At 71.0% G+C, this 13,592-nt stretch carries 8 protein-coding genes; 7 read left to right on the top strand and 1 reads right to left on the bottom strand.

Going from position 1 to position 13,592, the window contains the following annotated elements:
- Positions 1–56: 56 nt before the first annotated feature.
- The 6 genes from AC1HIL_RS11645 (at position 57) to AC1HIL_RS11620 (ending at position 6,168) form a co-directional block, all read left to right on the top strand.
- Positions 57–797 (top strand): SGNH/GDSL hydrolase family protein, encoded by a 741-nt coding sequence (locus AC1HIL_RS11645; RefSeq protein ID WP_479671851.1) that lies wholly within the window; start codon positions 57–59, stop codon positions 795–797.
- A 240-nt stretch (positions 798–1,037) separates the two neighbouring features.
- Positions 1,038–3,263, top strand: coding sequence for a type VI secretion system Vgr family protein (locus AC1HIL_RS11640; protein ID WP_479671850.1), 2,226 nt, complete (start codon positions 1,038–1,040; stop codon positions 3,261–3,263).
- Positions 3,256–4,422, top strand: coding sequence for a DUF2169 family type VI secretion system accessory protein (locus AC1HIL_RS11635; protein WP_261217745.1), 1,167 nt, complete (start codon positions 3,256–3,258; stop codon positions 4,420–4,422). The genes AC1HIL_RS11640 and AC1HIL_RS11635 overlap by 8 nt, the downstream gene beginning before the upstream one ends.
- Entirely contained in the window at positions 4,419–4,766 is a 348-nt protein-coding gene (locus AC1HIL_RS11630; protein ID WP_057596401.1) for a PAAR-like domain-containing protein, read from the top strand. The genes AC1HIL_RS11635 and AC1HIL_RS11630 overlap by 4 nt, the downstream gene beginning before the upstream one ends.
- On the top strand, positions 4,766–5,911 hold the full coding sequence (locus tag AC1HIL_RS11625) for a hypothetical protein (RefSeq protein WP_057596400.1): 1,146 nt from the start codon (positions 4,766–4,768) through the stop codon (positions 5,909–5,911). Before AC1HIL_RS11630 ends, AC1HIL_RS11625 begins: the two co-directional genes overlap by 1 nt.
- The gene (locus AC1HIL_RS11620) at positions 5,908–6,168 is read left to right on the top strand and encodes a hypothetical protein (RefSeq protein WP_261217747.1); all 261 of its coding nucleotides are present in this window, start codon (positions 5,908–5,910) and stop codon (positions 6,166–6,168) included. Before AC1HIL_RS11625 ends, AC1HIL_RS11620 begins: the two co-directional genes overlap by 4 nt.
- Positions 6,169–6,204: 36 nt before the next feature.
- On the opposite strand, the gene opgC is transcribed toward AC1HIL_RS11620, so the two are convergent.
- The gene (gene opgC, locus AC1HIL_RS11615; protein ID WP_057596398.1) at positions 6,205–7,347 is read right to left on the bottom strand and encodes an OpgC domain-containing protein; all 1,143 of its coding nucleotides are present in this window, start codon (positions 7,345–7,347) and stop codon (positions 6,205–6,207) included.
- Positions 7,348–7,530: 183 nt separating this feature from the next.
- Between opgC and AC1HIL_RS11610 the strand changes: the two genes are divergently transcribed.
- Positions 7,531–13,551: an alpha-2-macroglobulin family protein gene (locus AC1HIL_RS11610; protein ID WP_479672488.1), complete on the top strand. Its 6,021-nt coding sequence runs from the start codon at positions 7,531–7,533 to the stop codon at positions 13,549–13,551.
- Positions 13,552–13,592: the final 41 nt, after the last annotated feature.

Raw genomic sequence — 13,592 nt, 5'->3', positions numbered from 1 at the left:
TTCGCCCAGCTTCGGCTTTCCCGATGGTCCGCCCGCCCGCTTTTTCTTTTCGTTCCATGCTTTCGACGAAGACCGCGCTCGCCGCGCTGTGCCTGCTGGCCGCCTCGCTCGCCGCCCAGGCCCAGGCACCCGCCCTCGCCCCGGCGCCCGCCGCCAGCTTCGACCCGGTCGTCTCCTCGGCCGACTACCTCGCCGCGCGCGTGCGCTGGCACCGCGAGCTCGAGGCCTTCGCGCGCGCCGACCAGGACGGCCTGCCGCCGCCCGGCGGCGTGGTGTTCGTGGGCAGCTCCACGGTGCGCATGTGGACCCGCCTCTCGCAGGACTTCGCCAACGTGCCCGGCATCGTCAACCGCGGCTTCGGCGGCTCCACGCTGGCCGACTGCAGCCTGTTCGCGCACGACCTCGTGGTGCGCTACCGGCCGCGCCAGGTGATCGTCTACGCGGGCGACAACGACCTCGCCGAGGGCCGCACGCCGCTGCAGGTGCTCGATGCCTTCGTTCGCTTCGCCAACGCGGTGCGCAACGAGCTGCCCGATGCGCGCATCAGCTTCGTCTCGGTCAAGCCCAGCCCCTCGCGCGAGCACCTGATGCCGCTGATCCGCGAGACCAACCACATGGTCTCGGCCTACCTCAACCGGCTGCCCAACAGCGAGTACATCGACATCTTCACGCCGATGCTCGGGCCCGACGGCAAGCCGCGGCCCGAGCTGTTCCGCGGCGACCGGCTGCACATGACCGACGAGGGCTACCGGCTGTGGCAGTCGGTGATCGCCTCGCACCTCGTGCCGGCGCCCTGAGGCGGTCGCGCGCGGATTCGAATTCTTTCGACTGAACTTTCCCGCCGGCTTTCGCCCATTGCCGGCGGTGTCCTACGTCGGGCCCGCACGCCCGGTCATCGAGGACCCGCGCCGGCCGTGTAAAAACGACGCATGGTCAACACCCGCCGGGCGCCATGCAGCCACGGCGGGACGTTCAGGGAGAGATCCATGCCGAGCGCTTCGCGAGCCCAACGCGTCCTGCGAGTCACTTCGCCCGCGATGCCGCAATGGGGCGGCGACTCCGCGCTGGAGCCGGTCGCGGTCGAGGGCCACGAGGGACTGAGCCGGCTGTTCGCCTACACGGTCACGCTGAGCACGCGCGAGCAGCCCGGCCTCAACGAGCGGCAGGCCGCCAACGTCGCCATCAAGCAGCTCGTGGGCGAACCGCTGGCGGTGCACATCCTGCTCGACGGCCGTCCGGGCGCGAACGGCGAGTGGCGCCATCTCTCGGGGCTGGTCACGCGGGTGCGCTTCCTGCGGCTGGAGAACCGCCGCGCGCTCTACGAAGCCGAGATCGAGCCCTGGCTCACGCTCGCCACGCGCAGCAGCGACTACCGCATCTTCCAGCACAAGACGGTGCTGGACATCGTGCGCGAGGTGCTCTCGCCCTACGGCTTCGCGCTCGACATCCGCGCCTCGCGCAGCTATCCGGCGCGCGATTTCCAGGTGCAGTACGGCGAGACGGATTTCGATTTCGTCGCGCGGCTGCTGCACGAATGGGGGCTGTACTTCCACTTCGAGCATGCCGAGGACAAGCACACGCTGGCGATCGTCGACGAGATGGACGCGCACCGGCCCTTCGCGAACGCGGGCTACGAGAAGATCCCGTTCCACGCGGCCGAGGACACGGTGCGCGAGGAGCACTGCGACAGCTTCTGCGCCTTCGAGGCGCTGCAGAGCGGGCGCTGGGTCACCGACGACTTCGACTTCGAGCGGCCCAAGGCACGGTTGCAGCAGGTCAGCGCGATGCCGCGCAAGACCGCGCAGAACGAACGCGAACGCTATGGCTGGCCCGGCGACTACACGGTCGAGTCCGAAGGCGAGCAGCTGGTGCGCCGCCGCATGGAGGAGACCGGCAGCCGCGGCGAGCGCGCGAGCGGCTCGGGCAACCTGCGCGCGGTGGTGCCGGGCTGCACCCTGACGCTCGAGCGCCATCCGCAGAACGAGGCCAACCGCGAATACCTCGTCACCGCCGCGCGGCTGCGCCTGCAGGAGCCCGGCGAGGCCTCGGGGCAGGAACAGTTCGAGTGCCGCGTCGACTTCGAGGTGATCCCGACCAGCAAGGTCTACCGCGCCGACGCGCCCGCCGTGCCGCGCCCGCGCACCACCGGACCGCAGACCGCCATCGTCACCGGCCCGGCCGGGCGCGAGCTCTGGACCGACCGGTACGGCCGCGTGAAGCTGAGCTTCCACTGGAACCGCTACTGCACCAAGGACGAGAACAGCTCGTGCTGGGTCCGCGTCTCCTCGCCCTGGGCCGGCACCAACTTCGGCGGCATCCAGATTCCGCGCATCGGCCAGGAGGTGATCGTCGACTTCGAGAACGGCGACCCCGACCGGCCGATCGTCACGGGCCGCGTCTACAACGCCGACAACATGCCGCCGTGGGAACTGCCGGCCAACGCCACGCAGAGCGGCCTGCTCTCGCGCAGCACCGAGGACGGCAGCGAAGCCAATGCCAACGCTTTCCGCTTCGAGGACAAGAAGGGCGCCGAGCAGGTGTGGCTGCATGCCGAGCGCAACCAGGACATCGAGGTCGAGCACGACGAAACCCACTCGGTGGGGCGCGACCGCAGCAAGAAGGTCGGCCGCAACCAGCTCGGCACCATCGGCATGGCCTACATGCACAACGTGGGCCTCGCCAAGATGGTCAACATCGGGCTGGCCTACTCGTTCAACGTCGGCATGCTGCGCAACACCCTGGTGGGCATGGTCGACAACACCATGGTCGGCAAGACGCAGACCACCAAGGTGGGCGAGAAATACCTGCTCTCGGTGGGCGGGGACAAGGGCAGCCACATCGAGATGGACGGCAAGACCATCTCGCTGCGCGTGGGCGCCTCGGTGGTGCAGCTCAAGGCCGACGGCTCGATCGCGGTCACCGGCAAGAAGATCAACATCACCGCGCAGGGCGACGACGTGACCGTCAACGGCGAGCACATCTGGCTCAACCCCGTGGGCGGCGCGGCGGCGCTGCAGCCCGCGGCGGTGCCGAGCGCGCCGCCGGCCGAGCCGCCGGGCAGCCCGCTGGCCAGCCTGGGCGCGCTGATGGGCGGCAACCCCGCCGAACTGCTCGGCAAGGCCGGGCAGCTCGCATCGATCGCCCAGCAGGTGGCCGCCGGCGGCGGCGACGCGGCGGCCCATGCGACGCAGGTCCTGGGCACGGTCACGAGCGCGGTCGCCAGCGGCGTCGGCGCGATCGACAAGTCCGGCGCCCATGGCTGAGCCCGCGCCGCCGATCCCCGCGCCGCGGCTGCGCCAGCTGCGCAACGCCACGTCCTTCGTGCACTTCCAGTTCGACAAGATGGGCAAGGGGCGGCGCTTCCACGACGTGGTGGTGCTGTGCGCGAGCTTCGTGCTCGCGCCCGGCCGGCTCGAGGCCGCGGCCTCGCACCGCGGCCCGGTCTTCGCCGACGAACCCTGGGATGCCGCGCAGCCGGCGCTGTCGAGCCTGCGCACCGCCACCGACCTGCTGCTGGTCAAGCCCGGCGCCGACGTCTACCTGACGGGCACCGCGCACGCGCTCGACTGGACGCCGCGCGACGCATGGCAGGCGCGGCTGCGGCTGTCTCGCGAGGAGACGCCGCTGCTGGACAAGACGCTGCGGCTGACCGGGCCGCGCCACTGGGACTGGCAGCCCGAGGCCGCGCAGCGCACCCTGAGCGCCCCGCAACCCGCGCTCGCGGTCCCGCTGCGCTACGAGCTCGCCTATGGCGGCTGGGGCTTCGACCCGGGCGACGACGCATCGGCCGCGCCGCGCACCCACGCGGCCAATCCCTGCGGCAGCGGCTGGTTCGCCGGCGCGGCGCAGGGGCAGCATCCCGGCGCGCGCCATGCGGTCGAGCAGCCCTTTCCCGGACCGCAGATCGAGCATGCCGACGCGCCGCTCTCGCAGGCCAACCACGAGGACGCGCGGCCGGCCGGCTTCGCGCCGATCGCGCGCTTCTGGCAGCCGCGCCTCGCGCTGGCCGGCACCTACGACGATGCCTGGCGCGAGCGCCATCGCGACCAGCCCTACATGGACTATGCCGAGGACTTCGACGAAGGCTTCTTCCAGTACGCCCCGGCCGACCAGGTCGTGGCCGGCGGCCTGCGCGGCGACGAAACCCTGCGGCTGAGCGGCTTCTTCGCCTCGGCGCCCGACCTCGAGGCCCGGCTCCCGCGGCTGTGGATCGAGGCCCTGTGCCGTGGCGGCGACGGCACCGAGCGCAGCACGGCGATGAAGCTCGACACCGTGCACATCGACCTGGACGAGATGCTCGTGCACCTGACCTGGCGGCTCACGCTCGACCAGGCGCTCGACACGGTCGCGGTCGACCTGTTCGAGCGAGCGCTCCCGCAAGGCATCGGCGGCGCACCGGCAGCCATGGAGACCACCGGATGAGCGCCGAGAAACACATCGCCGACGCGGAGTCGCGCTTCATGGTGGTCAACGTGGCGCCCGACTTCTGCATCGTCGGCAACCAGGTCGTGCCCTTCGACATCGTCTCGATGCTGCCGCCCGAGCAGGCCGCCTACTCGCACACCGTGTTCGCGCGCGGCGAGAAGGTGCTGATGGTCGACAGCATCGTCAAGGGCGTGGCGGGCAACGCGGGCAGCGGCGTGCGCTCGGGCGTCTCGCTCGGCGCGGGCAACGTGAAGATCGTCGCCGGTTCGCAGACGGTGTTCGTCGAGAGCCGCGCCGTGGCGCGCCATGGCGATCTCTGCGAGATGAACGGGGCCGCCTGATGAGCTCGATCCCGGAGGACGAGGAGAAGGCGCCGGGGCAGGCGGTGCCCGCGCCCTCGCTGTCCTCCCTGCTCACGACGCCACCCTTCCTCGGCAACGGCACGCCCGGGCGGGTGCTGACCTTCGAGGTGCCCAAGGGACCGATGGTGCGCCGCCGCCCCGGCATCTGCGGCGAACCCTACGCGCGCGCCAAGGCCGAGTTCGACGCCAAGCCCTGGTACGTGCGCTGGACCGCCGGCACCGACCGGCCCGTCGGCGTGGAGCCCACCGACGAACTCATGCGCGCCAAGGAGTTCCAGCGCGAATGCGAGAAGTGGCCCGACGAGGTGCCGCAATCGCTGATCGACGACAAGCGCCAGCGGCTCGCCGACCACCTGACCGGCAAGGCCCCGCTGCCGCCCGAGGAATCGCTGCGGGTGCGGCGCGACCTCGACTTCGTCAGCGACGTCTACAACCCGGGCCCGCGCTACAGCGCGCCGCTGACGCCGCAGGAGCAGGGCTGGCTCGACGAGCGCAACCTGCGCTGGGGCAACACCATGGGCATCGCCTTCCTGGGACCGGTCTACGGCGGCCCGGGCGCGCTCACGCGCCTGCTCGGCGGCTCGGAGCAGGCGGTCGCGGGCGTGAACCAGCTCTCGGGCAGCCTCGTGGGGGTCGCCCGCACGCGCACCTTCGCCCGGCTCGCGGCGGAGCGCCGCGCGGCCTCGGGCGAGGCGCTCGCCAGGTCGCGCGAGATGAACCGCGGCGCGCCGCTGGAGCCGCTCGATCCCGCGGCCGCGGCGCGCGGCACGGTGGTGCAGCGCAAGTACACGCCGCTCGACTGGGAGGCCGTGGTGCCGAAGAAGGGCCCCTACAAGGGCGAGAAGCGCGAGGACCACGTGCGCCGCCACAACCAGGACGTGCCGGGCAAGGACAGCCACGGCGTGTTCTACAAGGACGGCGTCGACACCACCAACCGGGCCTGGCAGCGGGCGCAGGACCTGGGCCTCAAGCCCGACGCCACCGGTATGCTCCGGGTTCCGATGGACGAGATCGTGGGCCGCGCGGGCGGAAACGCCGCGGCGACCGGCGAGCTCTTTCGCTCGGTCGAGATGAAGCTCGTGCCCGGCACCAACCAGATCATCACCTCCTACCCCGTCAAATGAGAACCCTCTACTGGTCCAGCACCTGCGCCAACTGCAACCAGGGCCGCCTCCTGTTCCAGAACGACATCACCAACGCGCGGGTGTACGTGCACTGCGAGGAATGCGAATGGGGCTGGCTGCATCCCGAGGGCCTCGGCGACGTGGCCCAGGGCTTCCTCACGCTACTGAGCGACTACGAGACCACCGACCCGACGCTCGAGGAGATCGAGCGCAGCGAATGGCGCGGCCACATCGCGGGCTCGTTCGAGGAAGCGTAGAAGGAGCCGGGAGGGGGCGGGCCGGCCGCCGCGCCCTCAGGCGCGCGCCGGCTCGGTCGGCACTTCGTCGGCCGGCGGCGGCACATCGGCGCCGCGCGAGACGCGCGCCACCAGGTACATGCCCGTGAACACCGCCGCCAGCAGCAGCGCGTCGCCCCACCAGGGCCGCGCGGTCTGGCTGTCGCCATAGAAGGCCAGCACCAGCAGCACCGCCACCAGGTGCGCGCAGAACACCGGCAGCGAGGCCGAGCCCATGGCCTCGAGCCAGCCCAGCCGAGGCAGCCTGCGCATCAGCCAGGGACCGAAGCGCACCGCGAGGATGCCCAGCGCCACGAGGTTCACGAGCCGCAGCGGCCCGAGCAGCCACTTGTCGAACAGCAGGTTGCGCTCCACGTCGCCGCCGAACGGCGCCTGGCCGTTGATGCCAGTGTGGCGCCAGTAGAAGCAGTACAGCGCCACGCCCGCCGCCAGCAGCAGCAGCCAGGCCGGAAAGCGCAGCGGCTTCACGCCCGGCGCATTGCGGCTGGCGCCGATGGCCAGCCCCGCGAACCAGAGGAACTGCCAGGCGTAGGTGTTGAAGGCGCCCATCTCGTGGTACGGCACCGGCAGCCCCAGGTGGCGCACCGCCAGCCCGTAGACCCATTCGCTGAAGCCGAACTGCGCCGCCGCCCACAGCACCGCGCTCAGCGCCATCACCGGCAGCCAGCCATGGCGCATCGCGAAGGCCAGCACCCACGGGCTCATGAGCATGAAAAAGATGTACATCGGCAGGATGTCGAGCAGCGCCGGCTCGTAGATCAGCAGCAGCCCGTAGATGAAGCCGTCGCGCGGCGCCGCCAGGTAGTACGAGACCAGGTTCTTCACCGCCGGCTGGTCGATGTGCAGCCCCACGCCGGTGATGACGGTGAACAGGAACAGCAGGGTGGCCGCCTGGCAGAGGTAGACCTTGAGCACGCGGCGCCAGAACGCGCTGCGCATCGACTCGAGGCCGCGCGCATGGCCGATGCGGCTGTAGACCAGGCCGGCGACGAAGGCCGACAGCAGCACGAAGCCCTCGGCCGCCGAGACGAAGCCGAAGGGCTGGCCCAGCGGGTCCGTCAGCCGCGTCGGCAGGTGGGTGACGGTCATCAGCACGAGCATCAGCCCGCGCAAGGCGTCGATTTCCCAGTAGCGTTTCATCGGTTGGCGGCGGTTTCCTGACTTCGTCCGCGCGACGCTCGCCCGGGTCAACGATTGTAAGAAGAAGGGGCGACTTCGCAGGCGCCGGCCCACCGGCCTATGACGGACGGCACTGCCGTGGCGCCATGCAAATCGGCTACCCTCGTGCGCTGTCCTCAGGAGGAGATAGTTGTGAACAGTTCGATGAGTGCGCGGTCCCTCTGGTTGGCCTTCGGCGCGGCGGCACTGGCCGCCCCCGCGTTCGCGCTGCAGATCACCAGCCTCACGCCCCAGGGCGAGGTCTCGCGCGTGCGCCAGGTGGTCGCCAAGTTCGACCAGGCCGCGGTCAACTTCGGCGATCCGAAGGCGCCGCCGCCGCTGTCGGTGAGCTGCACCGACGCGCAGGCCGGCAAGGGCCAGGGCCGCTGGACCGACGCCAAGCAGTGGGTCTACGACTTCGAGAACGACCTGCCGCCCGGCGTGCGCTGCACCATCGGCCGCATCGCTTCCTTCAAGCCCGCCAACGGCGAGCTGACCGGCCCCGAGCGCTACCAGTTCTCCACCGGCGGTCCCTTCGTGCGCAGCTTCCAGCCCGGCAGCTACGGCAAGATCGACGAGCAGCAGATGTTCGTGCTCGAGCTCAACGGCCCGGCCACGCTCGACAGCGTGCGCGAGAACGTCTGGTGCGCGGCCGACGGCATCGGCGAGCGCGTGCCCGTGAAGCTGATCGAGGGCGCCCAGCGCACCGAGCTGCTCAAGGCCTATGGCCGCGACAAGGCCGCCGCCAAGGAGCCGCTGCGCTTCGTCACGCTGCAGTGCAACCGCACGCTGACGCCCGGCAGCAAGCTGCAGATCGTCTACGGCAAGGGCGTGGCCACGCCCTCGGGCGTCGCCAACAGCGTCGAGCGCCGGCTGAGCTTCGAGGTGCGCGAGCCCTTCGCGGCCTCCTTCACCTGCGAGCGCGAGAACGCGCAGGCCGCCTGCCTGCCGCTGCGCCCGATGACGCTGCAGTTCAACGCCCCGGTCACGCGCAAGATGGCCGCGGCGATCCAGCTCAAGGGCGGCGGCAAGACCCTCGCGCCCAAGTTCGACGACGAGGGCTCGTCCCAGAACGCCGACGACGTGGTGAGCTCGATCAACTTCGCGCCGCCGCTGGCCGAGAGCACCTCCTTCACCATCGAGCTGCCCTCGAAGTTCGAGGACGCCTCGGGCCGGCCGCTGGCCTCGCCCGACAGCTTCCCGCTCAAGGTGGCGACCGGCGCCATGCCGCCGCTGGCCAAGTTCGCGGCCTCGCCCTTCGGCGTGATCGAGCGCCTGGCCGAGCCCGACACCCCGGCCATGATGCCGGTGACGGTGCGCCGCGTGGAGCCGCAGCTGATGGTGCAGGCGCTCACGCCCGGCAAGGTCAGCGACATCAACCCGAAGACCGACGCCGAGATCATCGAGTGGCTGCGCAAGGTGCGCCGCTACGACAGCTACTCCATCGCGCGCACCGAGGCGCGCAAGGACCTGCGCACGCCGCTGCCACCGGTGCTCGACAGCAGCGACAAGAGCTACGTGCAGACCCGCACGCTGTCGCTGCTCTCGGGCCAGCCCGGCGTGAAAACCCTCGACATGCCCAAGGCCGAGAGCGGCGACCCGCGCCCCTTCGAGGTCATCGGCATCCCGCTGACGCCGGGCTTCCACGTGCTGGAGATCGCCTCGCAGAAGCTCGGCGACGCGCTGCTCGACGAGCGCCTGGGCGCCAACCGCACGATGTACGTGCGCACCAGCGCGCTGGCCACCAACCTCGCGGTGCACTTCAAGCTGGGCCGCGAGAACTCCATGGCCTGGGTCACCACGCTCGACAAGGGCAAGGTGGTGGCGAACGCGCAGGTGCGCGTGTCCGACTGCCGCGGCAAGGCCGTGGCCTCGGGTACCACCGGCGCCGACGGCACCGTGATGCTCGAGGGCGTGCCCTCGAAGGCGCCCAACTGCAACGGCGAGGACGAGTACGGCGAGGGCTTCTGGTTCGTCAGCGCGCGCGCCAAGGACGAGAAGGGCGTGGAAGACCTCGCCTTCACGCAGAGCGACTGGCAGCGCGGCATCGAGCCCTGGCGCTTCAACGTGCCCACCAGCCTGCAGCCCGAGCCCGACCGCATCGCCCACACCATCTTCGACCGCACGCTGCTGCGCGCCGGCGAGACGGTGTCTATGAAGAGCCTGATCCGCACCCAGACCCGCAAGGGCTTCGGCCTGCCCGAGGGCACGCCCGACACGCTGGTCATCACCCACCAGGGCAGCGGCCAGCAGTTCACCCAGCCGCTGGCCTGGCGCAAGACCGCCACCGGCGGCCTGAGCGCCGAGAACAGCTTCGCCATTCCGGCCGCGGCCAAGCTCGGCGTCTACGAGGTGCAGCTGCGCAGCGGCGGCGCGAAGAAGAACAGCGAGGAGAGCGACGGGGACGAGGAGGACGGCGGCGGACGCAGCTTCGCGACCGGCATCTTCCGCGTCGAGGAATTCCGCCTGCCGGTGCTCGAGGGCCGCATCGCGCCCAGCGACAAGAAGCCGCTGGTGGCGGCCACGGCCGTGCCCACCGACGTGCAGATCAACTACGTGGCCGGCGGCGGCGCGGCCAACCTGCCGGTGCGCGTGTCGGCCATGGTGCGCGGCAAGAGCCTGAGCTTCTCCGACTACGACGCCTTCAGCTTCAGCCCGCCGCGGCCGGTGGAGGCCGCGGGCCTGCAGGCGGCCACCGCGGCCGGCCCCGAGGCCACGGGCGGCGAGGAGGACCTCAACAGCGCGAGCGACACGCGCGTGATCGCCGACAAGCTGCCGCTCACGCTCAACAAGGACGGCGCGGGCAAGCTCACGATCGACAAGGTGCCCAAGGTCAAGGCCGCGCGCGAGCTGCTGCTGGAAGCCACCTACGCCGACCCGAACGGAGAGGTGCAGACCATCCGCAGCACGCAGACGCTGTGGCCCGCGGGCGTGATCGCCGGCATCAAGACCGAGGGCTGGGTCTCGACCGCGCAGAAGGTCAAGTTCCAGGCGCTCGCGCTCGACCTCGCGGGCAAGCCCCAGGCCGGCGTGACGCTCAACGTGCGCGCGGTGGCGCGCATCACCACCACCAGCCGCAAGCGCATGGTGGGCGGCTTCTACACCTACGACAACAAGACCGAGACCAAGGACATCGGCACCGTCTGCAGCGGCAAGAGCGACGCGCGCGGCCTGCTGCTGTGCGAGACCGAGCTCAAGGACGCCGGCGAGGTGGAGCTGGTCGCCAGCGCCACCGACAGCGAGGGCCGCGACGCCCGCGCCGCCAGTTCGGTCTACGTGACCAAGCAGGGCGAACTCTGGTTCGGCGGCGAGGACAACGACCGCATCGACGTGCTGCCCGAGAAGAAGAGCTACCAGCCCGGCGAGACCGCCAAGTTCCAGGTGCGCAGCCCGTTCCGCTTCGCGACCGCGCTGGTGTCGGTCGAGCGCGAGGGCGTGATCGAGACCCACGTGGTGCAGCTCAACGGCCAGGATCCGACGGTCACGCTGCAGGTCAAGCCCGAGTGGGGCCCGAACGCCTACGTGAGCGTGCTCGCGCTGCGCGGACGGCTGCGCGAGGTGCCGTGGTACAGCTTCTTCAGCTGGGGCTGGAAGGCGCCGCGCGAATGGTGGACCGCCTTCTGGTACGAGGGCAAGGAGTACGTGGCGCCGACCGCCATGGTCGACCTCAGCAAGCCGGCCTACCGCCTCGGCATGGCCGAGATCCGGGTCGGCACGCGCGCCCACCAGCTCGACGTGACGGTGGCCAGCGACAAGCCCAGCTACCCGGTGCGCGGCAAGGCGCAGGTCACGATCACGGCCAAGCTGCCCGACGGCAAGCCGGCCGCCGGCGCCGAGGTCGCACTGGCCGCGGTCGACCAGGCGCTGCTCGAGCTGATGCCCAACGACAGCTGGGACCTGCTCAACGCGATGCTGCAGCGGCGCAGCTGGGGTGTCAGCACCTCGACCGCGCAGATGGAGATCGTCGGCCGGCGCCATTACGGTCGCAAGGCCGTGCCCGCGGGCGGCGGCGGCGGCAAGGGCCAGACGCGCGAGCTGCTCGAGACCCTGCTGATCTGGAACCCGCGCGTGGTGCTCGACGCCAACGGCCAGGCCGTGGTGACGGTGCCGCTCAACGACGCGCTGACCACCTTCAAGATCGTGGCGGTGGCCGACTCGGGCGCCGACCTGTTCGGCACCGGCCAGGCCAGCATCCAGGCCACGCAGGACCTGCAGATCATCAGCGGCCTGCCGCCGCTGGTGCGCGAGGACGACCAGTTCCGCGCCCAGATCACGCTGCGCAACACCACGCAGAAGGCGATGAAGGTGGAAGCCACGCCGCGCGCCACGCTGCTCACCCTGCAGCCGCAGACGGTGGACATCCCCGCCGGCGAGGCGCGCGAGGTGGCCTGGAACGTGACCGCGCCGGCGCAGCTCGCGCAGACGCGCGCCGAGGCGATCCTGTGGGAGATCGAGGCCAAGGACACGCTGGGCGGCGCACGCGACGCGCTCAAGGTGCGCCAGCGCATCGTGCCCTCGGTGCCGCTCACGGTGCAGCAGGCCACGCTGGTGCAGGTCGACGGCCCGTTCACCATCGACGTCGCGCCGCCGGCCGACGCCCTGCCCGGCCGCGGCGGCCTGAAGCTGTCGCTGCAGCCCAAGCTGGCCGAAGGCCTGCCGGGCGTGCGCGACTGGTTCGCCAACTACCCCTTCATCTGCCTCGAGCAGAAGACCAGCAAGTCGGTCGGCCTGCGCGACGCGAAGATGTGGCAGGGCGTGCTCGCGCAGCTGCCCACCTACCTCGACAGCGACGGCCTGGCGAGCTACTTCCCGCCGCGCGACGGCGAGGCCAACGGCGGCAGCGACATCCTGACCTCGTACCTGCTGGCGGCGACCAACGAAGCGGCTTCGCTCGATCCCGCCTTCGCGCTCGCCGACGACGTGCGCGCGCCGATGGAAGCCGGCCTGATCGCCTTCGTCGAAGGCCGCCTCACGCGCGACTTCTGGAGCCCGCGCAAGGACCTGGACGTGCGCAAGCTGGCCGCGCTGGAGGCGCTGTCGCGCTACGGCAAGGCCTCGGGCGCCATGCTCGGCAGCATCACCATCGCGCCGAACCAGTGGCCCACCAGCGCGGTGATCGACTGGCTCAACATCCTCAAGCGCGTGCAGGACGTGCCGCAGCGCCAGCAGCGCCTGGACGAGGCCAACAACGTGCTCAAGGCGCGGCTGTCCTACCAGGGCACCAAGCTGATCTTCAGCACCGAGCGCGACGACTACTGGTGGTGGCTGATGACCAACGGCGACGTCAACACCGCGCGCCTGCTGCTGACCGTGATGGACGACCCGGCCTGGAAGGACGACATCGGCAAGCTGGCCAACGGCTTCATCGGCCGGCAGCAGAACGGCGCCTGGCACACCACCACCGCCAACCTCTGGGGCGGGCTGGCGCTCGAGAAGTTCAGCAAGGTGTTCGAGAGCACGCCGGTGGCCGGCATCACCGCCGCCACCCTGGGCGCGGCCAAGGCGCAGGTCGACTGGATCAAGGTCGAGCGCGTGAAGGCCAGCGACGCGACCGGCGCGCCGAACCAGACCACCTTCTTCGGCGCCCCGGCCTCGCCGGGCAACCTGCGCAACAACGGCATGTTCCTGCCGTGGGCCGCATCGCCCGGCGGCGCGCCGGTGCGCGACACCCTGCTCGTGACCCAGCAGGGCACGGGCAAGCCCTGGCTCACGATGCAGTCGATCGCGGCGGTGCAGCTCAAGGCGCCGTTCGCGGCCGGCTATGCGATCAAGAAGACCGTGACGCCGGTCGAGCAGGCGGTGGCCGGCAAGTACACGCGCGGCGACGTGCTGCGCGTGAGCCTGGAGGTCAACGCCAGCGCCGACATGACCTGGGTCGTCATCAGCGACCCGGTGCCCGGCGGCGCCACCATCCTCGGCAGCGGCCTGGGCCGCGACTCGCAGATCGCCACCCAGGGCGAGAAGAAGTCGGGCGCCGGCTGGCCGGCCTTCGAGGAACGCAGCTTCGAGGCCTTCCGCAGCTACTACCAGTACCTGCCCAAGGGCGTGGTGAAGATGGAGTACACGGTGCGGCTGAACAACGTCGGCGACTTCGCGCTGCCGCCGAGCCGCGTCGAGGCGATGTACGCGCCCGAGATGTTCGGCGAGGTGCCGAACGAGCGCATCAAGGTCGAAGCGGCGCGCTGAGGCCGCCGCCGCGGGTGACGGCCCGGCGCAACGCGCGGCCG

This window comes from Variovorax sp. ISS6, assembly GCF_056523145.1.
The sequence above is the reverse complement of the archived record's forward strand: the minus strand, read 5'-3'. Positions and strand labels throughout refer to the sequence as shown.

What these genes read in the sequence shown, in the direction of transcription:
- AC1HIL_RS11645 (WP_479671851.1), top strand. Translation starts at nt 57, where the DNA reads ATGCTTTCGACGAAGACCGCGCTCGCCGCGCTGTGCCTGCTGGCCGCC.
- AC1HIL_RS11640 (WP_479671850.1), top strand. Translation starts at nt 1,038, where the DNA reads ATGCCGCAATGGGGCGGCGACTCCGCGCTGGAGCCGGTCGCGGTCGAG.
- AC1HIL_RS11635 (WP_261217745.1), top strand. Translation starts at nt 3,256, where the DNA reads ATGGCTGAGCCCGCGCCGCCGATCCCCGCGCCGCGGCTGCGCCAGCTG.
- AC1HIL_RS11630 (WP_057596401.1), top strand. Translation starts at nt 4,419, where the DNA reads ATGAGCGCCGAGAAACACATCGCCGACGCGGAGTCGCGCTTCATGGTG.
- AC1HIL_RS11625 (WP_057596400.1), top strand. Translation starts at nt 4,766, where the DNA reads ATGAGCTCGATCCCGGAGGACGAGGAGAAGGCGCCGGGGCAGGCGGTG.
- AC1HIL_RS11620 (WP_261217747.1), top strand. Translation starts at nt 5,908, where the DNA reads ATGAGAACCCTCTACTGGTCCAGCACCTGCGCCAACTGCAACCAGGGC.
- opgC (WP_057596398.1), bottom strand. Translation starts at nt 7,347, where the DNA reads ATGAAACGCTACTGGGAAATCGACGCCTTGCGCGGGCTGATGCTCGTG.
- AC1HIL_RS11610 (WP_479672488.1), top strand. Translation starts at nt 7,531, where the DNA reads ATGAGTGCGCGGTCCCTCTGGTTGGCCTTCGGCGCGGCGGCACTGGCC.